Raw genomic sequence first — 24,486 nt, forward strand, 5'->3', positions numbered from 1 at the left:
ACAATGAAAAAATTAACCATAGGCTTAATTGGTAATCCAAATTCTGGCAAGACAACCTTATTTAACCAGCTCACTGGCGCACGTCAGCGTGTAGGTAACTGGGCTGGCGTTACCGTCGAACGTAAAGAAGGGCAATTCTCCACCACCGATCATCAGGTCACGCTGGTGGACCTGCCCGGCACCTATTCTCTGACCACCATCTCATCGCAGACCTCGCTCGATGAGCAAATCGCCTGTCACTACATTTTGAGTGGCGACGCCGACCTGCTGATTAACGTGGTGGATGCGTCTAACCTTGAGCGTAACCTGTACCTGACGCTACAACTGCTGGAACTCGGCATTCCCTGCATCGTGGCACTGAACATGCTCGACATTGCCGAGAAGCAAAATATTCGTATTGAAATTGATGCTCTGTCGGCGCGTCTTGGCTGCCCGGTGATCCCGCTGGTTTCAACCCGTGGTCGCGGTATTGAAGCGCTCAAGCTGGCGATTGATCGCTATAAAGCTAACGAGAATGTGGAACTGGTGCATTACGCACAGCCGCTGCTCAACGAAGCAGATTCACTGGCAAAAGTGATGCCTTCCGACATCCCGCTGAAACAACGTCGCTGGCTGGGCCTGCAAATGCTGGAAGGCGATATCTACAGCCGCGCCTACGCCGGTGAAGCGTCGCAGCATCTTGATGCCGCCCTCGCCCGTCTGCGTAATGAGATGGACGATCCGGCGCTGCACATTGCCGATGCGCGTTACCAGTGCATTGCTGCCATCTGTGATGTGGTAAGCAACACCCTGACGGCAGAACCCAGCCGTTTCACCACTGCGGTAGATAAAATCGTGCTCAACCGTTTCCTCGGTCTGCCGATTTTCCTCTTTGTGATGTACCTGATGTTCCTGCTGGCTATCAACATCGGCGGGGCGTTACAGCCGCTGTTTGACGTCGGCTCCGTGGCGCTATTTGTGCATGGTATTCAATGGATTGGCTACACGCTCCACTTCCCGGACTGGCTGACTATCTTCCTCGCCCAGGGCTTGGGTGGCGGTATTAACACCGTGCTGCCACTGGTGCCGCAGATCGGCATGATGTACCTGTTCCTCTCCTTCCTTGAGGACTCCGGCTATATGGCGCGTGCAGCGTTTGTGATGGACCGCCTGATGCAGGCGCTGGGCTTGCCGGGGAAATCCTTTGTGCCGCTGATCGTCGGTTTCGGTTGTAACGTACCGTCGGTAATGGGTGCACGTACACTTGATGCACCGCGTGAACGTCTGATGACCATCATGATGGCACCGTTTATGTCCTGCGGCGCGCGTCTGGCTATCTTCGCAGTATTCGCGGCTGCCTTCTTCGGGCAGAACGGTGCGCTGGCGGTCTTCTCGCTGTATATGCTCGGTATCGTGATGGCGGTGCTGACTGGCCTGATGCTCAAGTACACCATCATGCGCGGTGAAGCGACGCCGTTTGTCATGGAGCTGCCGGTCTACCATGTACCACACGTTAAAAGCCTGATTATCCAGACCTGGCAGCGTCTGAAAGGCTTCGTTCTGCGTGCTGGTAAAGTGATTATCATCGTCAGCATTTTCCTGAGCGCTTTCAACAGCTTCTCGTTGAGCGGGAAAATCGTCGATAACATCAACGACTCGGCGCTGGCTTCCGTCAGCCGGGTGATCACCCCGGTCTTCAAGCCGATTGGCGTGCATGAAGATAACTGGCAGGCAACAGTTGGCCTGTTTACGGGTGCAATGGCGAAAGAAGTGGTGGTGGGTACGCTCAACACCCTCTACACCGCAGAAAATATTCAGGACGAAGAGTTCAATCCGGCGGAATTTAACCTCGGTGAAGAGTTGTTCAGCGCGGTAGATGAAACCTGGCAGAGCCTGAAGGACACCTTCAGCCTTAGCGTACTGATGAACCCCATTGAAGCTAGCAAAGGCGACGGCGAAATGGGTACCGGGGCGATGGGCGTGATGGATCAGAAATTCGGTAGCGCAGCTGCCGCATACAGCTACCTGATTTTCGTCCTGCTGTATGTACCGTGCATCTCGGTGATGGGAGCCATCGCCCGTGAATCAAGCCGTGGCTGGATGGGCTTCTCCATCCTGTGGGGGCTGAATATCGCTTACTCACTGGCAACATTGTTCTATCAGATCGCCAGCTACAGTCAGCACCCAACTTACAGCCTGGTGTGCATTCTGGCGGTTATCCTGTTTAACATCGTGGTTATCGGTCTGCTGCGCCGCGCGCGTAGCCGGGTGGATATCGAACTGCTGGCAACCCGTAAGTCGGTAAGCAGTTGCTGCGCAGCCAGCACCACCGGTGATTGCCATTAATGGCTTCACTTATTCAGGTGCGTGATTTGCTGGCGTTACGGGGCCGTATGGAAGCGGCCCAGATAAGCCAGACATTGAACACTCCACAGCCAATGATTAACGCCATGCTGCAACAACTGGAAAGTATGGGCAAAGCCGTGCGGATTCAGGAAGAACCTGACGGCTGCCTCTCCGGCAGTTGTAAAAGCTGCCCGGAAGGAAAAGCCTGTCTGCGCGAGTGGTGGGCGCTGCGTTAACCATACTCCATCGCCTGTTTTGAAAAGCCCGGTATGCGTTTGCATCCGGGCTTTTTTGCGTGCGGCTTTCCATAAAAATGCAATTCTTGCAGCGCGACGTAAGTTCCTCTGAAAGCGTCTCGCAGGGATGAAAACTCGCTAATGCACAGGTGTGGAGTGGCGCATAGAGTCGCGGCATTCAAACAACAGGTGAAGGAGCGCCATGAGCAAAAAGCAGAGTTCCACCCCACACGATGCGCTGTTCAAACTCTTTTTACGCCAACCGGAGACGGCACGCGATTTTCTTGCGTTTCATTTACCGGCACCCATTCACGCGCTCTGTGATATGAAAACCCTCAAGCTGGAGTCGAGCAGCTTTATTGATGACGATCTGCGTGAAAGCTATTCCGACGTGCTGTGGTCGGTGAAAACGGAACAAGGACCAGGATACATCTATTGTCTGATTGAACATCAAAGCACCTCAAACAAACTGATCGCATTCCGCATGATGCGTTACGCCATTGCCGCAATGCAAAATCACCTTGATGCCGGATACAAAACGTTGCCGATGGTGGTGCCATTGTTGTTTTATCACGGTATTGAAAGCCCCTATCCCTATTCGCTGTGTTGGCTGGATTGTTTCGCCGATCCCAACCTGGCAAGGCAGCTCTATGCCTCTGCATTTCCGCTGATTGATATCACCGTCATGCCTGATGATGAAATCATGCAGCACCGACGCATGGCGCTGCTGGAGTTAATTCAAAAACATATTCGTCAACGCGACCTGATGGGGCTGGTAGAACAAATGGCCTGCTTATTAAGTAGTGGATACGCTAATGACAGACAAATCAAAGGGCTGTTTAATTACATACTGCAAACCGGCGATGCGGTACGTTTTAACAATTTTATCGACGGCGTTGCCGAACGATCACCGAAACACAAGGAGAGTTTAATGACTATTGCGGAAAGATTGCGGCAGGAGGGGGAACAATCCAAAGCCCTGCATATAGCCAAAATAATGCTTGAATCCGGAGTTCCTCTTGCAGACATCATGCGCTTTACCGGGCTGTCAGAAGAAGAGTTGGCTGCGGCGAGTCAGTAAAGTTCTGTCTCGCCATTCAAAAGTGCCTACACCCTCTGCTTCAACGCCACCAGCACGTGACGAAACTCGACCGGATGCGAAATAAACGGCGCATGAGCCGCTTTGGCGAAGATGTATGACTCGCTGTGTGGCCAGAGTTTATCCAGCATCGGCACCACTTTTCGCGGCACCAGACCATCGAGATAGCCATACAGTCGCAAAAACGGCATGGGTACGTTTTGCAGCGGCTGGCGGAGATCGACCGTTTTCAGAATTTCCAGCCCACCATTGAGCACGTCAACCTCCGGCATCGGTAACGCCAGAACGGTTTTCTTCAACGCCCGCGCATCCTGACGCGCCGTTTCAGTACCCATGGTTTGTAACGCAAGGAACCGTTCCACCGTACGCTGAAAATCATCACTGAGTTGCTGCTGAAATCCCGCCAGCACGTCCGGTTTTATCCCCGGCCACTCGTCACGAGCACTAAAACAAGGTGACGACGCCACGGTGACCAGCGCCTGAACACGCTCGGGATGGGTTAACGCAATCTGGCTTGCCACCAGCCCGCCCAGACTCCAGCCTAACCAAATGGCTTTATCAGGTGCCTGTCGCAGCACGGCTTCGGCCATATCAGCAAGTGACATCGCACCAAATCCCCGGCTACGCCCGAAGCCGGGCAGGTCAACAAGGTGCAGCGTAAAATGCGAGCTCAGTTCCTCGTCAATGCAACGCCACACTTCGGCATTCAGTCCCCATCCGTGCAGCAGCACAAGATGAACATTCCCCTGACCTTTGGTCTGCCACCAGATGTTATTCATCCGCTATTGTTCTCTTTTGACTTACAAGGATGAACATATGCTAACAGTACCGGGATTATGCTGGCTATGCCGAATGCCGCTGGCGTTAGGTCATTGGGGGATTTGTTCGGTCTGCTCACGCGCCGCCCGTACAGATAAAACGTTATGCCCACAATGTGGATTACCCGCCACACACTCACATCTTCCCTGCGGTCGCTGCCTGCAAAAACCACCGCCCTGGCAAAGACTGGTCACGGTTGCCGACTATGCGCCGCCGTTAAGCCCGCTAATCCACCAGCTTAAGTTTTCCCGGCGCAGCGAAATCGCCAGCGCCCTGTCACGTCTGTTACTATTGGAGGTCTTACACGCTCGTCGCACCACCGGGTTGCAATTGCCGGATCGCATCATCAGCGTTCCGTTATGGCAGCGGCGTCACTGGCGTCGGGGATTTAATCAGAGCGATTTGCTGTGTCAGCCGTTATCACGCTGGTTGCACTGCCGATGGGATAGCGAAGCCGTCACACGAACACGGGCCACTGCGACCCAGCATTTTCTCAGTGCCCGGCTACGCAAGCGCAACCTGAAAAATGCCTTTCGTCTTGAATTGCCCGTGCAAGGTCGCCATATGGTGATTGTGGATGATGTCGTTACCACCGGAAGTACCGTCGCAGAGATTGCAGAGTTGCTTTTTCGCAATGGTGCGGCGACTGTCCAGGTCTGGTGCCTTTGTCGAACCTTGTAGAGCCTCGATGATGGGCGTATTATAACCAACTAAAATAGTCAACTATTAGGCCATTACTATGATCCGTATTTCCGATGCTGCACAAGCGCACTTTGCCAAACTGCTGGCAAACCAGGAAGAAGGGACACAAATCCGCGTATTTGTGATTAACCCTGGCACGCCTAACGCTGAATGTGGTGTTTCTTATTGTCCGCCGGATGCCGTGGAAGCCACTGACACTGCCCTGAAATTTGACCTGCTGACCGCGTATGTTGATGAGTTAAGCGCTCCTTACCTGGAAGATGCAGAGATCGATTTTGTTACCGACCAGTTGGGTTCTCAGCTAACACTGAAAGCGCCTAACGCCAAAATGCGTAAAGTGGCAGATGATGCACCACTGATGGAGCGCGTGGAGTATATGCTGCAGTCGCAGATCAACCCACAGCTTGCTGGTCACGGTGGTCGCGTTTCACTGATGGAAATCACCGAAGACGGTTACGCCATTCTGCAATTTGGCGGCGGCTGTAACGGTTGTTCCATGGTCGATGTGACGCTGAAAGAAGGGATCGAGAAGCAGCTACTAAACGAATTCCCGGAGCTGAAAGGTGTGCGCGATCTCACCGAACACCAGCGCGGCGAACACTCCTACTACTAAGTTATCCCCTCTTTTGTAGATTGCCCGATGCGACGCTAAAGCGTCATTTCGGGCCTACGTTGAACATGTGCCAGACGTTGGCGCAGCATTGCTTTGGCAAATCCCTCCCTTCGTTTCCCCGCGATAATATGACCAACCTCTCATAATTTAAATTTACCCCGCTCTGGTGATTCTCAAACGCCAGATGTTACCCGTATCATTCACATGGGTACCAAACATACTCCTGACATCTGACTACAATAATTAGTTTTAGTGGGTATCAGTCGTGGTGCCGCAATATCTCTGTTCCCGATTGGGATAATTAGAGTTTGTCGTCAGAAAATTGACGTTACCCATAACAAATGAAAGGCCAGGTAAATCATGCCATTAGTCATTGTTGCTATCGGTGTAATCTTGTTGTTGCTCCTGATGATCCGCTTCAAAATGAACGGCTTCATCGCTCTCGTCCTCGTGGCGCTTGCTGTTGGATTAATGCAAGGAATGCCGCTGGATAAAGTTATTGGCTCCATCAAAGCCGGTGTCGGCGGGACGCTCGGTAGCCTTGCCCTGATCATGGGTTTTGGCGCAATGCTGGGCAAAATGCTGGCAGACTGCGGTGGCGCACAACGTATCGCCACCACGCTGATTGCCAAATTTGGTAAAAAACACATCCAGTGGGCGGTGGTACTGACCGGTTTTACCGTTGGTTTTGCCCTGTTCTATGAAGTGGGCTTTGTGCTGATGCTGCCGCTGGTGTTTACCATCGCGGCTTCTGCGAATATTCCACTGCTGTATGTTGGTGTACCAATGGCAGCTGCACTGTCTGTGACCCACGGCTTCCTGCCACCGCATCCGGGTCCGACTGCGATTGCCACCATTTTCAATGCCGATATGGGTAAAACCCTGCTGTACGGTACTATTCTGGCAATCCCGACCGTGATTCTCGCCGGTCCGGTTTACGCTCGCGTGTTGAAAGGTATCGATAAGCCGATCCCGGAAGGTCTGTACAGCGCGAAAACCTTCAGCGAAGAAGAGATGCCGAGCTTTGGCGTCAGCGTCTGGACCTCTCTGGTGCCGGTAGTGCTGATGGCGATGCGTGCGATTGCCGAAATGATCCTGCCGAAAGGTCACGCTTTCCTGCCGGTAGCGGAGTTCCTCGGTGACCCGGTAATGGCTACGCTGATTGCCGTGCTGATTGCGATGTTCACCTTTGGCCTGAACCGTGGTCGTTCAATGGATCAGATTAACGACACGCTGGTTTCTTCCATCAAAATCATTGCGATGATGCTGTTGATCATCGGTGGTGGCGGTGCGTTCAAGCAGGTGCTGGTAGACAGCGGCGTGGACAAATACATTGCTTCCATGATGCACGAAACCAACATTTCTCCGCTGCTGATGGCCTGGTCGATTGCTGCCGTACTGCGTATCGCGCTGGGTTCCGCAACCGTTGCGGCAATCACTGCGGGTGGTATCGCGGCACCGCTGATTGCAACGACGGGTGTTAGCCCGGAGCTAATGGTTATTGCGGTGGGTTCCGGTAGTGTGATTTTCTCTCACGTGAACGATCCAGGCTTCTGGCTGTTCAAAGAGTACTTTAACTTGACTATCGGCGAGACCATCAAGTCCTGGTCGATGCTGGAAACCATTATCTCGGTGTGCGGTCTGGTAGGCTGTCTGCTGCTGAATATGGTGATTTGATAACACTGACTGCCGGATGCATCGCATCCGGCATCAACCGCACTCTACTTCTTCTTCGCTGCAGCTCTGCGCCGTCTGTCCAAATCCTTCAGCAACTTGTTCACGCCATCATCGGCAAACATCGTCTCAAGCGTTGCGGAAAGCTTGCGTCGCCAGTTTTTATACTGGTAACTGGTGCCAGGAATATTCACCGGTTCGGCCATATCCAGCCAGTCTTCCGGCTGTAGTCCTAACAGAGCACTGTTACTGTCGGCAATGTAGCGCTGCAAACCACGGTTCAGCGTCGGCGTCATCGACATCAACGATGCCTTATGCCCGGCACGTTTTGGCAGACAACCATATTTATGCAGTGCATCCAGCAGCCCTTGCTTCGCCAGTTCGCGATCCTGATACAGACCGCGCAGTACCACTTCATCCGGATACAGCCCCAGGGTTTTGCCCAGCGTTAGATCCCCGCTCTCCCAGTAGCCGCGTAGCGTAGGCAGGTCATGTGTCGCCGCAACCGCCATCGACTGCTCCGGATACGCTTTCGGTGCACGGAACGTCTTCTCGTGGTCGTTTTCGAAATAGAGCACTTTGTAGGAGTACACACCGCTGCTGCGCAGCTTACCGACAATCTCTACCGGTACGGTACCGAGATCTTCACCAATCACCATACAGCGATGACGTTTACTTTCGAGTGCCAGAATCGAGAGCAGATCATCCACCGGATAGTGAACATACGCGCCCTGATCTGCCGTCTCGCCATACGGTATCCACCACAAACGCAGCATCGACATCACATGGTCAATTCGTAATGCGCCGCAGTTTTGCATATTGGCACGCAACAGCTCGATAAACGGTTCATAGGCACGCGCGGTGATGATATGCGGGTCCATTGGCGGCAATCCCCAGTTCTGCCCCAACGGGCCGAGGATATCCGGCGGCGCGCCAACCGACGCTTTCAGGCAATACAGTTCACGGTCGCACCAGGTTTCCGCCCCACCTTCCGCTACGCCAACCGCCAGATCACGATACAAGCCAATCGGCATTTCATAGCCCTGGCTTATCTCCCAGCAGGCGGCAAACTGGCTGTAAGCCAGCCACTGCAGCCAGAGATAAAAATCAACGTCATCGCGATGTTCTTCGCAGAACTGACGCACTTCTGGTGAATCCACGTTCTGATACATCTCTGGCCATGCAGGCCAGCCCCAGCGCATTTCGTCCTCTTTCACTTGCTGGGCATGTAGCGCATCAAAGGCTGCCTGCCAGAACAGGCTGTCGCCTTGATCTGCAACAAACTGGCGAAACGCGGCCATCTGCTCATCATCACGTTGCGCGAAACCTTTCCACGCCATTCGTAATGCTGTCATTTTTAGGGCGGTAACCGTGGAGTAATCGACCCAGTCGGCATCCCGCGCCTGTTGCAGCGTCTGTTGCGTGGTCGGCAACTGCCACCAGGCCTGAGCCTCTTCGCTAAGATGGAAATCTTCGACGGCGTTAACGTCGATATAAATCACATTCAGCCAACGGCGAGAAGACGGGCTGTATGGGCTGGCGCTCTCCGGATTTGCCGGATAGAGCGCATGAATCGGGTTCAGGCCGATGAACGACCCGCCACGTTTTGCCACATCCACCAGCATCGCTTTGAGATCGCCAAAATCCCCAATACCCCAGTTTTTTTCCGATCGCAGCGTATAAAGCTGGACGCAGGCACCCCACAGCTTTTGTTTATTCAGCAACGCCTGCGGTTCGTAACAGCGTTTCGGGGCGACAATCACCCTGCAATGCGCGCGCTGGTCTTCCTGGGTAAGCGTCAGCGTGTGATAACCTTCCGGCAGCTTCGTCGGTAGATTGAACGCTTTGCCCCCAGTTACATGGCCTTTGTACTGCGTTCCTTCTTCGGTGGTCAGCAGCCAGCTATATTCGCCGCTGCCCTCCACCACCATCGGCATTTTTTTGCCGCTGGTATAAACCATGACATTCGGGACTGGCGTTACCGCCACTTTCGTGGCGGTACGTTGATGCATCGCGTCAAGCAAACGCCGTTTGGTTTCGGCGCTAATCGACTGCGGTTTACCGTGGGCATTGATGTAATTGGGGCTAATCCCCGCCGCCAGCGCGGCATTATCCAGACGTTTGCTTTCCATCGAGCTTCCTTAGCGTTTTGCCTGCCAGATACGAGCCTGATAATCGCGAATAGAGCGATCCGAGCTAAACATACCGCAGCGGGCGGTATTGAGGATCGCCGCGCGAGTCCAGGCCTCCTGGTCGCGGTACAGCACATCCACCTGCTTTTGTGCCTCTACATAGGCTGCGAAATCCGCCATCACCAGATACGGATCGCCGCCCTGTTTGCCGATACTGTGCAGCATCTGGTCGAAGGCATGCTTATCGCCGTCGCTGTATTTACCGCTTTCCAGCTCTTTCAATACTGCGTCCAGCACCTTATCTTTCTTCCGCCATTTCACCGGGTCGTAGCCTTTGGCCAGAATTGCCTTCACTTGTTCCACGGTATGACCAAAAATAAAGATATTTTCTTCACCGACTTTCTCGGCGATTTCAACGTTCGCCCCATCCAGCGTACCGACAGTAAGCGCACCATTGAGCGCCAGTTTCATATTGCCGGTACCGGAAGCTTCTTTACCTGCAGTCGAAATTTGTTCGGAGATATCCGCCGCCGGGATCAGTTTTTCCGCCGCCGAAACGCAATAATCCGGCAGGAACACCACCTTCAACTTATCGCCAACCAGCGGATCGTTGTTGATCACGTCAGCCACTTTGTTGATCGCAAAGATAATATTCTTCGCCAGGTAGTAGCCCGGTGCCGCTTTCGCGCCGAAGAGGAAGACGCGCGGTACGCGATCAGCCTGCGGGTTTTCACGAATTTCTTTGTACAACGCCAGAATATGCAGCAGATTCAGGTGCTGGCGTTTGTACTCATGCAGACGTTTGATCTGAATATCGAAAATCGCCTGTGGATTGATCTCAATACCGGTACGAGCTTTCACAAACTCCGCCAGACGGACTTTATTCGCCTGCTTGATCTCGCGATATTGCTGACGGAATTTCGCATCATCAGCGAATTTTTCCAGATTGATCAGCTGATCGAGATCGTTAGCCCACTCTTTTTTCAGTGATTTATCCAACAGAGCCGCCAGTGCCGGGTTGCACTGTTTGATCCAGCGACGTGGGGTAATACCGTTGGTGACGTTATGGAATTTGTTCGGCCATAGCTGGTGATATTCCGGGAACAGATCTTTCACCACCAGATCCGAGTGCAGCGCCGCAACACCGTTCACCGCGAAACCGCCAACCACACACAGGTTCGCCATATGCACTTGTTTGTCGTGCACCACCGCCAGTTTGGCCCACACTTTTTCATCGCCCGGCCAGGTTTTCTCCACCAGCGTTTTAAAGCGAGTATTAATTTCGTTAATAATCTGCATGTGGCGCGGCAGTAAGCCTTTCACCAGTTTCACATCCCAGCGTTCCAGCGCTTCTGGCATCAGGGTATGGTTGGTGTAAGCGAAAGTTTTGCTGGTAATGGCCCAGGCGTCATCCCAGCTCATCTGGTGCTCATCGATCAGCACGCGCAGCAGTTCTGGAATCGCGATAGTTGGGTGGGTATCGTTCAGCTGAATAACTTCGTAATCCGCCAGTTCGTGCAGTTTACGCCCCGCCAGATGATGGCGACGCAAAATATCCGCTACCGAACAGGCACACTGGAAGTATTGCTGCATCAAGCGCAGCTTTTTACCGGCAGTATGGTTGTCGTTTGGATAGAGAACTTTGGTCAGTTTTTCCGCATTGATGCCCTGCTGTTCGGCACGCAGGAAATCACCGTCGTTAAATTTAGTCAGATCAAACGGATGCGCGTGCGTCGCCTGCCACAGACGCAGCGGCTGCGCCACGCCATTACGATAGCCGACAACGGGGAGATCCCACGCTTGACCGGTAATGGTAAACTCCGGCTCCCAGCGTCCGTCTTTCGTCACTTTACCGCCAATCCCTACCTGCACATCCAGTGCTTCGTTGTGGCGGAACCACGGGTAGTTACTGCGATGCCAGTCATCCGGCGCTTCAACCTGTTTGCCATCCACAAAAGACTGGCGGAACAAACCATATTGATAGTTCAGACCGTAACCCGTCGCAGACTGACCGACAGTTGCCATTGAATCGAGGAAGCACGCCGCCAGACGTCCCAGACCACCGTTACCCAGCGCCGGGTCGATCTCTTCTTCCAGCAGGTCAGTCAGATTGATGTCATAAGCCTTCAACGAATCCTGTACATCCTGATACCAGCCGAGATTCAACAGGTTGTTGCCCGTCAGACGACCAATCAAAAACTCCATTGAGATGTAGTTAACATGTCGCTGATTCGCCACCGGTTTGGCGAATGGCTGAGCACGCAGCATTTCGGCCAGTGCTTCACTCACTGCCAGCCACCACTGGCGAGGAGTCATTTCAGCCGCAGAATTTAAGCCATAACGCTGCCACTGACGTGAAAGCGCTTCCTGAAATTGCTTATCGTTAAAAATAGGTTGTGACATAGGAGTTCCACTTTTCTTAGATTTTCAACACAACGTTATCGCTAGTTTGCCAGGCTCGATGTTGACCTTCCTCATCCTGCGGGGGATTAGGCAGGGAGGAGTTGCGGGGATGAGCAAGGAAATGTGATCTCGACCACTTAAAGCTAGTGCAAACCACAGGATTAGCAGCAAATCAATGCCATACAGCGCAGAAAATCTGTATCTAAGTGCAAAAAATGGCCGTTGCGTATTTTCAAAAAGCGGAAGGTAACTCTATAAATTAAGTAAAGGAGTGAAACAGTTTCACAAGTAAAATATCCAGTGTGCTCCATCTCATTCTTAATAGATTTATTAAGATCATCTTTTTAGATAGCACTTTCATCAGGAATGAAGAAGAAACCCTTGCTTAAATGAATCTGATGAACATAAGGGAAACCAGTATTCACGCTGGATCAGCGTCGTTTTAGGTGAGTTGTTAATAAAGATTTGGAATTGTGACACAGTGCAAATTCAGACACATAAAAAAACGTCATCGCTTGCATTAGAAAGGTTTCTGGCCGACCTTAGAACCATTAATTACGAAGCGCAAAAAAAATAATATTTCCTCATTTTCCACAGTGAAGTGATTAACTATGCTGATTCCGTCAAAATTAAGTCGTCCGGTTCGACTCGACCATACCGTGGTTCGTGAGCGCCTGCTGGCTAAACTTTCCGGCGCGAACAACTTCCGGCTGGCGCTGATCACAAGTCCTGCGGGCTACGGTAAGACCACGCTCATTTCCCAGTGGGCGGCAGGCAAAAACGATATCGGCTGGTACTCGCTGGACGAAGGTGATAACCAGCAAGAGCGTTTCGCCAGCTATCTCATTGCCGCCGTGCAACAGGCAACCAACGGTCACTGTGCGATATGTGAGACGATGGCGCAAAAACGGCAATATGCCAGCCTGACGTCACTCTTCGCCCAGCTTTTCATTGAGCTGGCGGAATGGCATAGCCCACTTTATCTGGTCATCGATGACTATCATCTGATCACTAATCCAGTGATCCACGAGTCAATGCGCTTCTTTATTCGCCATCAACCAGAAAATCTCACCCTGGTGGTGTTGTCACGCAACCTTCCGCAACTGGGCATTGCCAATCTGCGTGTTCGTGATCAACTGCTGGAAATTGGCAGTCAGCAACTGGCATTTACCCATCAGGAAGCGAAGCAGTTTTTTGATTGCCGTCTGTCATCGCCGATTGAAGCCGCAGAAAGCAGTCGGATTTGCGATGACGTTTCCGGTTGGGCGACGGCACTACAGCTAATCGCCCTCTCCGCCCGGCAGAATACCCACTCAGCCCATAAGTCGGCACGCCGCCTGGCGGGAATCAATGCCAGCCATCTTTCGGATTATCTGGTCGATGAGGTTTTGGATAACGTCGATCTCGCAACGCGCCATTTTCTGTTGAAAAGCGCCATTTTGCGCTCAATGAACGATGCACTCATCACCCGTGTGACCGGCGAAGAAAACGGGCAAATGCGCCTCGAAGAGATTGAGCGTCAGGGGCTGTTTTTACAGCGGATGGATGATACCGGCGAGTGGTTCTGCTATCACCCGCTGTTTGGTAACTTCTTGCGCCAGCGCTGCCAGTGGGAACTGGCGGCGGAGCTGCCGGAAATCCACCGTGCCGCCGCAGAAAGCTGGATGGCCCAGGGATTTCCCAGCGAAGCGATTCATCATGCGCTGGCGGCAGGCGATGCGCTGATGCTGCGCGATATTCTGCTTAATCACGCCTGGAGTCTGTTCAACCATAGCGAACTGTCGCTGCTGGAAGAGTCGCTTAAGGCCCTGCCGTGGGACAGCTTGCTGGAAAATCCGCAGTTGGTGTTATTGCAGGCGTGGCTGATGCAAAGCCAACATCGCTACGGCGAAGTTAACACCCTGCTAGCCCGTGCTGAACATGAAATCAAGGACATCAGAGAAGGCACCATGCACGCAGAATTTAACGCTCTGCGCGCCCAGGTGGCGATTAACGATGGTAATCCGGATGAAGCGGAACGGCTGGCAAAACTGGCACTGGAAGAGCTGCCGCCGGGCTGGTTCTATAGCCGCATTGTGGCAACCTCGGTGCTGGGTGAAGTGCTGCACTGCAAAGGCGAATTGACCCGCTCACTTGCGCTAATGCAGCAAACCGAACAGATGGCACGCCAGCACGACGTCTGGCACTACGCCTTATGGAGTTTAATCCAGCAAAGTGAAATTCTGTTTGCCCAAGGGTTCCTGCAAACCGCGTGGGAAACGCAGGAAAAAGCGTTCCAGCTGATCAACGAGCAGCATCTGGAACAGCTGCCAATGCATGAGTTTCTGGTGCGCATCCGAGCACAACTGTTATGGGCCTGGGCACGGCTGGATGAAGCCGAAGCGTCGGCGCGTAGCGGGATTGAAGTCTTGTCGTCTTATCAGCCACAGCAACAGCTTCAGTGCCTGGCAATGTTGATTCAATGCTCGCTGGCCCGTGGTGATTTAGATAACGCCCGTAGCCAGCTGAACCGTCTGGAAAACCTGCTGGGGAATGGCAAATATCACAGCGACTGGATCTCTAACGCCAACAAAGTCCGGGTGATTTACTGGCAAATGACCGGCGATAAAGCCGCCGCTGCCAACTGGTTGCGTCATACGGCTAAACCAGAGTTTGCGAACAACCACTTCCTGCAAGGTCAATGGAGCAACATTGCCCGCGCACAAATCTTGCTGGGCGAGTTTGAACCTGCGGAAATTGTTCTCGAAGAACTCAATGAAAATGCCCGCAGTCTGCGGTTGATGAGCGATCTCAACCGTAACCTGTTGCTGCTTAATCAACTGTACTGGCAGGCCGGACGTAAAAGTGACGCCCAGCGTGTGTTGCTGGACGCATTAAAACTGGCGAATCGCACCGGATTTATCAGTCATTTTGTCATCGAAGGCGAAGCGATGGCGCAACAACTGCGCCAGCTGATTCAACTCAATACGCTGCCGGAACTGGAACAGCATCGCGCACAGCGTATTCTGCGAGAAATCAATCAACATCATCGGCATAAATTCGCCCATTTCGATGAGAATTTCGTTGAACGTCTACTAAATCATCCGGAAGTGCCAGAACTGATCCGCACCAGCCCGTTGACCCAACGTGAATGGCAGGTCCTGGGGCTGATTTACTCCGGTTACAGCAACGAACAAATAGCGGGTGAACTGGAAGTGGCGGCGACCACCATCAAGACGCATATCCGCAATCTGTACCAAAAACTCGGCGTCGCCCACCGTCAGGCTGCCGTGCAGCACGCGCAGAAACTGCTGAAGATGATGGGTTATGGGGTGTGAGTTTGTATAGCGTTTTTATGTACACTCTTTATACTGTATATAAAATCGCACTACAGGCTCATGAATATGAAACCGGAAAGCAAAGAAGCGCCAATCAATATCAGAGCGAAAGCCTCACAGCGTGACCTGATTGATATGGCAGCGAATCTGGTCGCAAAATCGCGCACTGATTTTATGCTGGATGCCGCATGCCGTGAAGCGCAAGACATCTTATTAGATCAACGACTATTCATCCTTGATGACGAGCAATACGATGCGTTTCTCGCTGCCCTGGACGCCCCCATCACTGCTGAGCGTCAGGCCAAAATTAACGCGTTGATGAATCGTAAATCGCCATGGGAATAACGGCTCCTACTCCCCTAACGTCTGAACATAATCTGGCTGACTTTTGCTGTTCCGATCACGGGATGAATGAATGGCTAAAAAAGAAAGCATTAAAAAATCACAGCTCCGGTCTGTCTCGTGTTTACGTTATCTGTATTGCCAATACCCGCCAGGTAATCGGCTATTACTGCCTTTCTACAGGCAGTATTCAACGTAATTTGGCCCCTGGAGCCATGCGACGTAATGCTCCCGAATCGTTGCCTGTTGTCGTATTAGGCAGACTGGCAATTGATCAAGCCTGAGCAGGTAAAGGGTTGGGCGTCGCATTGTTGAAAGATGCAGTCTATCGCACAATGTCCATAGCTCAACAGGTAGGGGTTCGTGCGCTCATTGTTCATGCCTTAGACGATTCAGTACGCAATTTCTATCTGAAGTATGCCTTTGTACCTTCACCATTCCAGTCACTTACCTTACTGTATCCCATTACTCTGGAGTAATTTACCTCTACCGGATAGTCACACTGATGAGTCTGATCCGGGAGGGATTTTAATCAGTGAGTTTGGTTATCATCACCCGCGTTACGCCATCTGTTTCAGCCAGAGTAAACCGCACCGGCAAGAAACGCTCCACCACGGCGATATTGGTCAGCAGATGGCATGAGGGATGGGCGACCGTAAATTGTCCCGCGCCCGCCAGCGCCATCGGTAGCACCAGTTGGTCGGCGAGATATTCCCCCACTGCCGCCGGGCTTGCCAGGTAGCGTTTCACCTCTTTCACCAACTGTGCCGCGACCACCTCGGCACTGACGCGCTTTTCACCGACGACAAAAAAGCGTTCGGTGATATTTTCACTTTCGACTTCAAGCGAGACGGTATTACCCGGCCCCTGGTCGCGCGGCAGGCTATGAATTTTCTGCTCATGCAGGGAAAAACTTGCCGCCAGCGTAGCGATTTCACGCTCAGCGACATGCCGCGGCACGCCAGCTAATAACACCTCTCCACGCATCTGCACAATGTTCCCGCGCTCGCCAAGTTGCAAGGTGTTAAACGATGCCACCGGCGAGACTTCCGTTGCCACCACGCCGCCTCCGGCAGGATAAAAACCGTGACGTAACAGCGTGGTTTGCTGATGAATTCCTATTTTCGCCAGCAGCGGCTCCAGCACCCGGCGGATAAAATCCGCAGGCGGGGCCGACGGGTTATCGGTGCCTCCGCTCACTTCAACACGCGAAGGTCCATCGGCAAACCACAGCGCGGGCAGCACCGTTTGCAGCACCAGCGTACAGCTTCCGGCACTACCGATAGCAAAGCGGTAATCGCCGCCACGCACGGTGCCGGGCCGGAAGACCAGACGCTGCGACTCCAGCTCCGCGCCTTCCACCGTTGCCCTACAAATTTCCGCAGCCGCTTTTACCGCGGTCAGATGCTGGCGCAACAGCCCCGGTTTCGCCCGCCCGGCACGAATGCCGGTGATGGTAAATGGCTGGCCGGTTATCATCGACAGGCTCAGCGCCGAGCGCAGGATCTGCCCGCCGCCTTCGCCCTGTGCGCCGTCCAGCGCAATCATCCTTTTCATCATTTATCCTTTTACGCACACCACCTGACGCAGGGTGTAGATAACTTCCACCAGATCGCTTTGTGCCGCCATCACCGCATCAATATCTTTATACGCCATCGGGATTTCGTCGATCACTTCGGCATCTTTACGGCATTCCACATGCGCGGTAGCACGAATTTGATCTTCCACGCTGAACAGTTTTTTCGCTTTAGTACGGCTCATTACCCGCCCGGCACCGTGGCTGCATGAACAGAACGACTCTTCATTTCCCAGCCCACGGACGATAAAGCTTTTCGCTCCCATCGACCCTGGAATAATTCCATATTGACCAGCACGCGCAGACACCGCGCCTTTACGCGTCACGTAGATCTCTTCACCAAAGTGCTGTTCTTTTTGCACATAGTTGTGGTGACAGTTGATCTCTTCCATCGCCAGCGTTTGTGGCTGTCTGACCGTTTTCTGCGTAATGCTCTGCAACGCCGTTACTACGTTTTCCATCATCGCATCGCGGTTAAGGCTGGCAAAAAGCTGCGCCCAGGCCACGGCTTTCAGGTAATCATCAAAGTATTCCGTACCTTCCATAAAGTACGCCAGATCACGCGACGGCAATGTTTCAAGCGTTTCCTGCATCTCTTTTTGCGCCAGATCGATAAAGTAAGTCCCGATGGCATTACCAATTCCGCGTGAACCGGAGTGCAGCATAATCCACACCTGGTCCGACTCATCAAGGCAGATTTCAATAAAGTGGTTACCCGTTCCCAGCGTTCCCAGGTGTTTATAGTTGTTAGTGTTAAGGAAACGCGGATATTTTTGCGTTAACCACTGATAACCGGCCTCCAGCTCAGCCCATTTCGCATCGACGTTAACAGGCGGGTTTTCCCATGCGCCTTTATCACGTTTACAACGTCCGGTAGTACGCCCGTGCGGCACGGCCGTTTCAATCGCCTGACGCAGCTCCGCCAGGTTTTCAGGCAGATCTGCCGCCGTTAACGCGGTACGCAGCGCGTTCATTCCACAGCCAATATCCACGCCCACCGCCGCCGGAATAATCGCCCCTTTGGTCGGGATCACGCTACCAATGGTGGAACCTTTACCCAGGTGTACATCAGGCATTACCGCAATATGTTTGAAAATAAACGGCATCTTCGCCGTATTAATAAGTTGCTGACGCGCATCGGCTTCTACCGGCACGCCTTTGGTCCACATTTTTACCGGGGCATTTTCAGTGGTCAGTAATTCGTAATTCATTTTGTTTTTCTCTTTTCGTTGGTATGTCCTGATAATTGCAACCGTCGTGCCAGAAAATTAAATAAGCAGATTAATTTTTTAATTCATTGTTTTAAAAAAGATTATATCTTTACGTCCGTAACCGGAGATTTCCCGCAAAGCCGATTTACCGATAATGAAATATCGTCTTTTATAAGGATATCTAAGATGCGTAAAACAGTGGCTTTTGGCTTTGTCGGAACGGTGCTGGATTATGCCGGGCGCGGCAGTCAGCGCTGGTCGAAATGGCGTCCGACGCTTTGTTTATGCCAGCAAGAATCGTTGGTCATCGATCGACTGGAATTATTGCATGACGCCCGCTCGCGCTCGCTATTTGAAACGCTTAAACGCGATATCGCCAGCGTTTCGCCAGAAACAGAAGTGGTGAGCGTTGAGATTGAACTGCATAACCCGTGGGATTTCGAAGAGGTTTACGCCTGCCTGCATGATTTCGCCCGTGGTTACGAGTTTCAGCCAGAAAAAGAAGACTATTTAATTCACATCACCACCGGCACCCACGTCGCGCAGATTTGCTGGTTTCTGCTGGCGGAAGCGCGTTATCTACCCGCCCGGTTGATACAATCTTCACCTCCGCGCAAAAAAGAACAACCGCGCGGCTCAGGTGAAGTGACGATTATCGATCTCGATCTAAGCCGTTATAACGCCATCGCCAGCCGCTTTGCCGAGGAACGCCAGCAAACGCTTGATTTTCTTAAGTCCGGCATTGCCACGCGTAACCCCCACTTCAACCGCATGATTGAGCAGATTGAAAAAGTGGCGATTAAATCCCGCGCACCGATCCTGCTTAACGGCCCGACCGGTGCGGGTAAGTCGTTTCTGGCACGACGCATTTTCGAATTAAAACAGGCGCGGCATCAGTTTAGCGGCGCGTTTGTGGAAGTGAACTGCGCCACCTTGCGTGGCGATACCGCCATGTCGACGCTGTTTGGTCATGTAAAAGGCGCGTTTACCGGGGCGCGGGAATCCCGTGAAGGATTATTACGTAGCGCCAACGGTGGAATGTTGTTTCTTGATGAGATTGGCGAACTGGGCGCAGACGAACAGGCAATGCTGCTGAAAGCCATTGAAGAGAAAAACTTTTACCCGTTTGGCAGCGATCGCCAGGTGAGCAGTGATTTTCAGCTCATCGCCGGAACGGTGCGCGATTTACGCCAGCTGGTTGCCGATGGCAAATTCCGCGAAGATCTATACGCGCGGATCAATCTCTGGACCTTCACCCTGCCGGGGCTACGCCAGCGTCAGGAAGATATTGAACCTAACCTGGATTATGAAGTGGAGCGCCACGCTTCACTCACCGGCGACAGCGTGCGTTTTAACACCGAAGCGCGGCGCGCCTGGCTGGCCTTTGCGACATCTCCCCAGGCAACATGGCGCGGTAACTTTCGCGAGCTTTCTGCCAGCGTCACGCGAATGGCAACCTTTGCCTCTAGCGGACGCATTACTCTGGACGTGGTTGAAGATGAGATAAACCGTCTGCGCTATAACTGGCAGGAGAGCCGCCCCTCCGCGCTTACGGCGTTGCTGGGCGCAGAGGCAGAAAACATCGATCTCTTCGACCGTATGCAACTGGAACACGTTATCGCTATCTGCCGCCAGGCAAAGTCGCTTTCCGCAGCCGGACGCCAGCTTTTTGACGTTTCGCGCCAGGGCAAAGCCAGCGTCAATGACGCGGATCGGCTACGCAAATACCTGGCGCGTTTTGGTCTGACGTGGGAAGCATTGCAGGATCAGCACAGCTCCAGTTGAATATGGTGGTCCGTCAGCACCTGCATCACGCTTACTGGCGGCGGGGCGTCGGTGTAGACGGCATCTACCATGCTGATGCTGCCCATATTGACCATCGCGTTACGGCCAAATTTGGAGTGATCGACAACCAGCATAACGTGGCGCGAGTTCTCAATAATGGCGCGTTTGGTGCGAACTTCGTGGTAATCGAACTCCAGCAGCGAGCCGTCGCTATCGATGCCGCTTATCCCCAGAATGCCGAAATCAAGGCGGAACTGGGAGATAAAATCGAGCGTCGCTTCGCCAATGATCCCGCCATCGCGGCTGCGTAATTCGCCACCGGCGAGAATAATGCGGAAATCTTCTTTTACCATCAACGTGTTAGCAACATTGAGATTGTTGGTGACAATGCGCAAATTGCTGTGATTGAGCAGCGCGTGCGCCACCGCTTCCGGCGTGGTGCCGATATCGATAAACAGCGTCGAGCCGTTGGGGATTTGCTCCGCCACTTTACGGGCAATCCTCTCTTTTTCTTCGGTCTGGGTGGCTTTACGATCGTGCCACGGCGTGTTAACCGAACTGGAAGGCAGCGCCGCACCGCCATGATGGCGCAGGATCAGGTTTTGCTCTGCCAGTTCGTTGAGGTCGCGGCGAATAGTCTGCGGGCTGACGGAGAAGTGCTCCACCAGCTCCTCGGTACTGACATAACCCTGCTGTTTAACCAGTTCGATAATACCGTTGTGACGTTGTGTTTGTTTCATTTCTAAATCCCTGGAATTATTTTCGTTTTCGCGCATTGAGCGAATCAACAAAAGCCATCGCTAAACCCACGGCTAACCCGGCGATGTGTGCTCCGTTCGCCATCGACATCCCAAACAAATCAAACCATCCGGCGACAATCCAGATCAGCGCAAAGATAATTAACCCACGTTGCAGGTAAATGCCACTTTGCGGATCGCGTTCGCCACGTAGCCAGACGTAGCCCATCAGCGCATACACCACGCCAGAAAGCCCGCCAAACCACGGCCCGCTGAATTTTTGCTGCACATAGCCGCTTAACAGGGCGCTAATGAGAGTAATAACAATTAGCTTACCGCTACCGAGGCGTTTTTCCACCGCGCCGCCGAGATACCACCACCAGAGCAGGTTAAAGAGGATATGCATCAGCGAGAAGTGCATTAACGCGTGGGTGAAGTAACGCCAGAACTCAAATTTCAGTGCTGGATCGAATGGCCAGGCCAGCCATAACATCACTTCCTGATCGCCGAGAATTTGCATGGCAATAAACACCACCACGCAGGCGATCATCATCACCCAGGTTACCGGACCTGCGCGTTCACGCAAGGCGGCAAAGAAAGGATAACGGCGATAATGCAGGCCACTGCCGGTATGGCCTGCCTGCCAGCTCGCCGCCAGATAACGCGGATCTGCCGGGTTTTCGAGAAAACGCGCCAGCTCCGCCCATACGCGCTCGGCCTGGGACTCATCCGCCAGCCAGACATCGCTTTGGTTATGTTGTTGAATCGTGAGGATAACACCCTGCGTCGCCATGTAATCAACAAACGCCTGCGCCACGCGGGGGTTAGCAAAAGAGGTAATCATCAACATCGTTGCTGTCGCTTATTCCACACAAAAGGGGACAGTATAAAGCGTTACGCGCCGTACGCCACCTCTGCGGGAAACTGACGTTGCCAGGCTTCAAAGCCGCCATCAATGCTATAGACCACATCGTAGCCCTGTTGCAGCAGATACTGCGCCGCGCCTTTGCTGCTATTACCGTGGTAACACATCACCATCACCGGTGTGTCAAAGTCGTTATCACGCATAAACGCGCCCAGTGTGTCGTTGGTTAAATGGAAAGCCTGCACCGCATGCCCCATTGCGAAACTCTGTGGATCGCGAATATCGACCAGCACCGCCTCTTTTTCCTGCAACTTCTGGTGCGCGTCGGCAACGTTAATACATTCGAACTGATCCATGCGTCTCTCTTTCTTTACAAACAAGTGGGCAAATTTACCGCACAGTTTACGTCGAAGCGGCAGATAAACGCCATAATGTTATACATATCACTCTAAAATGTTTTTTCAATGTTACCTAAAGCGCAATTCTTTGCTAATATGTTCGATAACGAACATTTATGAGCTTTAACGAAAGTGAATGAGGGCAGCATGGAAACCAAAGATCTGATTGTGATAGGTGGCGGCATCAATGGTGCTGGTATCGCGGCAGACGCCGCTGGACGCGGTTTATCCGTGCTGATGCTGGAGGCGCAGGATCTCGCTTGCGCGACCTCTTCCGCCAGTTCAAAACTCATCCACGGTGGCCTGCGCTACCTTGAGCACTATGAATTCCGCCTGGTCAGCGAGGCGCTGGCTGAACGTGAAGTGCTGCTGAAAATGGCCCCGCATATCGCCTTCCCGATGCGTTTTCGCCTGCCACATCGTCCGCATCTGCGCCCGGCGTGGATGATTCGCATTGGTCTGTTTATGTACGATCATCTGGGTAAACGCACCAGCCTGCCGGGATCAACTGGTTTGCGTTTTGGCGCAAACTCAGTGTTAAAACCGGAAATTAAGCGCGGATTCGAATATTCTGACTGTTGGGTAGACGACGCCCGTCTGGTACTCGCCAACGCCCAGATGGTGGTGCGTAAAGGCGGCGAAGTGCTTACTCGTACTCGTGCTACTTCTGCTCGTCGCGAAAACGGCCTGTGGATTGTGGAAGCGGAAGATATCGATACCGGCAAAAAATATAGCTGGCAAGCGCGCGGCCTGGTTAACGCCACCGGCCCGTGGGTGAAACAGTTCTTCGACGACGGGATGCATCTGCCTTCGCCTTATGGCATTCGCCTGATCAAAGGTAGCCATATTGTGGTGCCGCGCGTGCATACCCAAAAGCAGGCCTACATTCTGCAAAACGAAGATAAACGCATTGTGTTCGTGATCCCGTGGATGGACGAGTTTTCCATCATCGGCACCACCGATGTGGAATACAAAGGTGATCCGAAAGCAGTGAAGATTGAAGAGAGTGAAATCAATTACCTGCTGAAAGTGTATAACACGCACTTTAAAAAGCAGTTAAGCCGTGACGATATCGTCTGGACCTACTCCGGTGTGCGTCCGCTGTGTGATGATGAGTCCGACTCGCCGCAGGCTATTACCCGTGATTACACCCTTGATATCCATGATGAAAACGGCAAAGCACCGCTGCTGTCGGTATTCGGCGGTAAGTTGACCACCTACCGCAAACTGGCGGAACATGCGCTGGAAAAACTGACGCCGTATTATCAGGGCATTGGCCCGGCATGGACGAAAGAGAGCGTGCTGCCGGGTGGTGCCATTGAAGGCGACCGCGACGATTACGCAGCTCGTCTGCGCCGTCGCTATCCATTCCTGACTGAATCACTGGCGCGTCATTACGCACGCACTTACGGCAGCAACAGCGAGCTGCTACTCGGCAATGCGGGGGCGATAAGCGACCTCGGGGAGGATTTCGGTCATGAGTTCTACGAAGCGGAACTGAAATACCTGGTGGATCACGAATGGGTCCGCCGCACCGACGATGCCCTGTGGCGTCGCACAAAACAAGGCATGTGGCTGAATGCGGATCAACAATCTCGTGTGAGTCAGTGGCTGGTGGAATATACGCAGCAGAAGTTGTCGCTGGCGTCGTAAATTAACGTAAGGTGATCAGGTCAGATTTCAATCTGGCCTGAGACTGATGACAAACACAAAATTGCCTGATGCGCTACGCTTATCAGGCCTACGTGGTTTATGCAATATGTTGAATTTGCATGATTTTGTAGGCCTGAGAAGGCGTTCACGCCGCATCAGGAATGAACAAAGTGCACTTTGTCAACAATCTGACCTACTTTTTGAGTCAGAGAATTACCGCAAAGCCCACGCCATCATACCCAACGTAACAAAACTCAGGCACGTTCCCCACTCACTCCACTTCCGTATCTGGCTTCTATTTTTGCTACGCCACTGGCAATAATATCCCAACGCAAAACCAAGCTGTGCGCTTATTGGACCGATAAAATCCGTCCACGGCTGAGGCCAAAATGGCGAAAAATTCAGGGGTAGCCAGACAACAAGCAGAAAGAAATTGCGGATACTTTCCAGCAACGCAATTTTCGCTGGCGCGATGTAAAAAATGATATTCCAGAGGATCAACCATAAATAGACCGGTGCGAAGGTAATGACTCCAACTTATTGATAGTGTTTTATGTTCAGATAATGCCCGATGACTTTGTCATGCAGCTCCACCGATT

General features: G+C 52.7%; 19 protein-coding genes and 2 pseudogenes. 11 read left to right on the plus strand and 10 right to left on the minus strand.

All coding sequences use genetic code 11. The features are described 5' to 3' along the window. Nucleotides 1–3: 3 nt before the first annotated feature. From feoB to rpnA, 3 genes are all read left to right on the plus strand, one after another. Nucleotides 4–2,325 (plus strand): Fe(2+) transporter permease subunit FeoB, encoded by a 2,322-nt coding sequence (feoB, locus tag OQV04_RS07305; RefSeq protein ID WP_032288299.1) that lies wholly within the window; start codon nucleotides 4–6, stop codon nucleotides 2,323–2,325. Then, entirely contained in the window at nucleotides 2,325–2,561 is a 237-nt protein-coding gene (feoC, locus tag OQV04_RS07310) for a [Fe-S]-dependent transcriptional repressor FeoC (protein WP_000157586.1), read from the plus strand. The genes feoB and feoC overlap by 1 nt, the downstream gene beginning before the upstream one ends. A gap of 202 nt (nucleotides 2,562–2,763) precedes the next feature. Next, nucleotides 2,764–3,642 carry a recombination-promoting nuclease RpnA gene (rpnA, locus tag OQV04_RS07315; RefSeq protein WP_045175995.1) on the plus strand — a complete coding sequence of 293 codons (879 nt, stop codon included), beginning with the start codon at nucleotides 2,764–2,766 and terminating at the stop codon, nucleotides 3,640–3,642. 26 nt (nucleotides 3,643–3,668) lie between these two features. Here the strand turns inward: rpnA and bioH are convergent, their stop codons facing one another. Beyond that, nucleotides 3,669–4,439 carry a pimeloyl-ACP methyl ester esterase BioH gene (bioH, locus tag OQV04_RS07320; protein ID WP_032281717.1) on the minus strand — a complete coding sequence of 257 codons (771 nt, stop codon included), beginning with the start codon at nucleotides 4,437–4,439 and terminating at the stop codon, nucleotides 3,669–3,671. 37 nt (nucleotides 4,440–4,476) lie between these two features. Between bioH and gntX the strand changes: the two genes are divergently transcribed. The 3 genes from gntX to gntT all read left to right on the plus strand — a co-directional run bounded on the left by gntX (nucleotide 4,477) and on the right by gntT (nucleotide 7,471). Continuing rightward, complete coding sequence (gntX, locus tag OQV04_RS07325) at nucleotides 4,477–5,160, plus strand: DNA utilization protein GntX (RefSeq protein WP_032281718.1); 684 nt, start codon at nucleotides 4,477–4,479, stop codon at nucleotides 5,158–5,160. Between the two features lie 58 nt (nucleotides 5,161–5,218). After that, nucleotides 5,219–5,794 carry a Fe-S biogenesis protein NfuA gene (nfuA, locus tag OQV04_RS07330; protein WP_000619389.1) on the plus strand — a complete coding sequence of 192 codons (576 nt, stop codon included), beginning with the start codon at nucleotides 5,219–5,221 and terminating at the stop codon, nucleotides 5,792–5,794. A 360-nt stretch (nucleotides 5,795–6,154) separates the two neighbouring features. Beyond that, nucleotides 6,155–7,471 carry a gluconate transporter gene (gntT, locus tag OQV04_RS07335; protein WP_001131758.1) on the plus strand — a complete coding sequence of 439 codons (1,317 nt, stop codon included), beginning with the start codon at nucleotides 6,155–6,157 and terminating at the stop codon, nucleotides 7,469–7,471. Nucleotides 7,472–7,515: 44 nt separating this feature from the next. On the opposite strand, the gene malQ is transcribed toward gntT, so the two are convergent. Both malQ and malP read right to left on the minus strand, forming a co-directional pair. Then, nucleotides 7,516–9,600, minus strand: coding sequence for a 4-alpha-glucanotransferase (malQ, locus tag OQV04_RS07340; protein WP_000444362.1), 2,085 nt, complete (start codon nucleotides 9,598–9,600; stop codon nucleotides 7,516–7,518). A gap of 9 nt (nucleotides 9,601–9,609) precedes the next feature. After that, nucleotides 9,610–12,003 carry a maltodextrin phosphorylase gene (gene malP, locus OQV04_RS07345; RefSeq protein ID WP_247806590.1) on the minus strand — a complete coding sequence of 798 codons (2,394 nt, stop codon included), beginning with the start codon at nucleotides 12,001–12,003 and terminating at the stop codon, nucleotides 9,610–9,612. A 611-nt stretch (nucleotides 12,004–12,614) separates the two neighbouring features. Between malP and malT the strand changes: the two genes are divergently transcribed. The 3 genes and pseudogenes from malT (at nucleotide 12,615) to OQV04_RS07360 (ending at nucleotide 16,141) form a co-directional block, all read left to right on the plus strand. Then, nucleotides 12,615–15,320 (plus strand): HTH-type transcriptional regulator MalT, encoded by a 2,706-nt coding sequence (malT, locus tag OQV04_RS07350; RefSeq protein ID WP_274446645.1) that lies wholly within the window; start codon nucleotides 12,615–12,617, stop codon nucleotides 15,318–15,320. A gap of 66 nt (nucleotides 15,321–15,386) precedes the next feature. Next, on the plus strand, nucleotides 15,387–15,665 hold the full coding sequence (locus OQV04_RS07355) for a type II toxin-antitoxin system TacA family antitoxin (RefSeq protein ID WP_000801912.1): 279 nt from the start codon (nucleotides 15,387–15,389) through the stop codon (nucleotides 15,663–15,665). Next, a pseudogene (locus tag OQV04_RS07360) lies at nucleotides 15,656–16,141 on the plus strand (GNAT family N-acetyltransferase). The gene OQV04_RS07355 and the pseudogene OQV04_RS07360 overlap by 10 nt, the downstream one beginning before the upstream one ends. 49 nt (nucleotides 16,142–16,190) lie before the next feature. Here the strand turns inward: OQV04_RS07360 and rtcA are convergent. Next, nucleotides 16,191–17,219, minus strand: a complete 1,029-nt coding sequence (rtcA, locus tag OQV04_RS07365; RefSeq protein ID WP_032281719.1) for an RNA 3'-terminal phosphate cyclase — start codon at nucleotides 17,217–17,219, stop codon at nucleotides 16,191–16,193. Between the two features lie 3 nt (nucleotides 17,220–17,222). Then, the gene (gene rtcB / locus OQV04_RS07370) at nucleotides 17,223–18,449 is read right to left on the minus strand and encodes an RNA-splicing ligase RtcB (protein ID WP_001105466.1); all 1,227 of its coding nucleotides are present in this window, start codon (nucleotides 18,447–18,449) and stop codon (nucleotides 17,223–17,225) included. Nucleotides 18,450–18,635: 186 nt separating this feature from the next. On the opposite strand from rtcB, the gene rtcR reads away from it, so the two are divergent. After that, nucleotides 18,636–20,234: a DNA-binding transcriptional regulator RtcR gene (gene rtcR / locus OQV04_RS07375; RefSeq protein ID WP_032281720.1), complete on the plus strand. Its 1,599-nt coding sequence runs from the start codon at nucleotides 18,636–18,638 to the stop codon at nucleotides 20,232–20,234. On the opposite strand, the gene OQV04_RS07380 is transcribed toward rtcR, so the two are convergent. From OQV04_RS07380 to glpE, 3 genes are read right to left on the minus strand one after another with little or no spacing between them, the layout of a single operon-like run. Continuing rightward, nucleotides 20,216–20,974 (minus strand): DeoR/GlpR family transcriptional regulator, encoded by a 759-nt coding sequence (locus OQV04_RS07380; RefSeq protein ID WP_000815099.1) that lies wholly within the window; start codon nucleotides 20,972–20,974, stop codon nucleotides 20,216–20,218. The two genes, rtcR and OQV04_RS07380, sit on opposite strands and share 19 nt — an antisense overlap. A 16-nt stretch (nucleotides 20,975–20,990) precedes the next feature. Next, nucleotides 20,991–21,821, minus strand: coding sequence for a rhomboid family intramembrane serine protease GlpG (gene glpG / locus OQV04_RS07385; protein ID WP_032281721.1), 831 nt, complete (start codon nucleotides 21,819–21,821; stop codon nucleotides 20,991–20,993). 44 nt (nucleotides 21,822–21,865) lie between these two features. Further along, nucleotides 21,866–22,192 carry a thiosulfate sulfurtransferase GlpE gene (gene glpE, locus OQV04_RS07390; RefSeq protein ID WP_000371928.1) on the minus strand — a complete coding sequence of 109 codons (327 nt, stop codon included), beginning with the start codon at nucleotides 22,190–22,192 and terminating at the stop codon, nucleotides 21,866–21,868. Between the two features lie 189 nt (nucleotides 22,193–22,381). Here glpE and glpD point away from each other — a divergent pair, with 189 nt between their 5' ends. Further along, nucleotides 22,382–23,887 carry a glycerol-3-phosphate dehydrogenase gene (glpD, locus tag OQV04_RS07395; protein WP_045176489.1) on the plus strand — a complete coding sequence of 502 codons (1,506 nt, stop codon included), beginning with the start codon at nucleotides 22,382–22,384 and terminating at the stop codon, nucleotides 23,885–23,887. 213 nt (nucleotides 23,888–24,100) lie between these two features. Here the strand turns inward: glpD and OQV04_RS07400 are convergent. Both OQV04_RS07400 and OQV04_RS25015 read right to left on the minus strand, forming a co-directional pair. Beyond that, nucleotides 24,101–24,415: pseudogene (locus tag OQV04_RS07400) on the minus strand (PstS family phosphate ABC transporter substrate-binding protein); the annotation flags it as partial. 9 nt (nucleotides 24,416–24,424) lie between these two features. Next, nucleotides 24,425–24,486 (minus strand): IS1 family transposase (locus tag OQV04_RS25015; RefSeq protein ID WP_071528444.1); only part of this gene is annotated, 62 nt, incomplete at its 5' end.

It is taken from the genome of Escherichia sp. Lx600-2 (assembly GCF_036662595.1).
Lineage (GTDB): Bacteria > Pseudomonadota > Gammaproteobacteria > Enterobacterales > Enterobacteriaceae > Escherichia > Escherichia coli.

Bases quoted from the DNA above. Each gene is read 5' to 3' on its own strand.
- feoC (WP_000157586.1), top strand. From the start codon at position 2,325: ATGGCTTCACTTATTCAGGTGCGTGATTTGCTGGCGTTACGGGGCCGT.
- OQV04_RS07355 (WP_000801912.1), top strand. From the start codon at position 15,387: ATGAAACCGGAAAGCAAAGAAGCGCCAATCAATATCAGAGCGAAAGCC.
- nfuA (WP_000619389.1), top strand. From the start codon at position 5,219: ATGATCCGTATTTCCGATGCTGCACAAGCGCACTTTGCCAAACTGCTG.
- rtcA (WP_032281719.1), bottom strand. From the start codon at position 17,219: ATGAAAAGGATGATTGCGCTGGACGGCGCACAGGGCGAAGGCGGCGGG.
- rtcR (WP_032281720.1), top strand. From the start codon at position 18,636: ATGCGTAAAACAGTGGCTTTTGGCTTTGTCGGAACGGTGCTGGATTAT.
- glpG (WP_032281721.1), bottom strand. From the start codon at position 21,821: ATGTTGATGATTACCTCTTTTGCTAACCCCCGCGTGGCGCAGGCGTTT.
- gntT (WP_001131758.1), top strand. From the start codon at position 6,155: ATGCCATTAGTCATTGTTGCTATCGGTGTAATCTTGTTGTTGCTCCTG.
- malP (WP_247806590.1), bottom strand. From the start codon at position 12,003: ATGTCACAACCTATTTTTAACGATAAGCAATTTCAGGAAGCGCTTTCA.
- rtcB (WP_001105466.1), bottom strand. From the start codon at position 18,449: ATGAATTACGAATTACTGACCACTGAAAATGCCCCGGTAAAAATGTGG.
- rpnA (WP_045175995.1), top strand. From the start codon at position 2,764: ATGAGCAAAAAGCAGAGTTCCACCCCACACGATGCGCTGTTCAAACTC.
- feoB (WP_032288299.1), top strand. From the start codon at position 4: ATGAAAAAATTAACCATAGGCTTAATTGGTAATCCAAATTCTGGCAAG.
- gntX (WP_032281718.1), top strand. From the start codon at position 4,477: ATGCTAACAGTACCGGGATTATGCTGGCTATGCCGAATGCCGCTGGCG.
- malQ (WP_000444362.1), bottom strand. From the start codon at position 9,600: ATGGAAAGCAAACGTCTGGATAATGCCGCGCTGGCGGCGGGGATTAGC.
- glpD (WP_045176489.1), top strand. From the start codon at position 22,382: ATGGAAACCAAAGATCTGATTGTGATAGGTGGCGGCATCAATGGTGCT.
- OQV04_RS07380 (WP_000815099.1), bottom strand. From the start codon at position 20,974: ATGAAACAAACACAACGTCACAACGGTATTATCGAACTGGTTAAACAG.
- bioH (WP_032281717.1), bottom strand. From the start codon at position 4,439: ATGAATAACATCTGGTGGCAGACCAAAGGTCAGGGGAATGTTCATCTT.
- malT (WP_274446645.1), top strand. From the start codon at position 12,615: ATGCTGATTCCGTCAAAATTAAGTCGTCCGGTTCGACTCGACCATACC.
- glpE (WP_000371928.1), bottom strand. From the start codon at position 22,192: ATGGATCAGTTCGAATGTATTAACGTTGCCGACGCGCACCAGAAGTTG.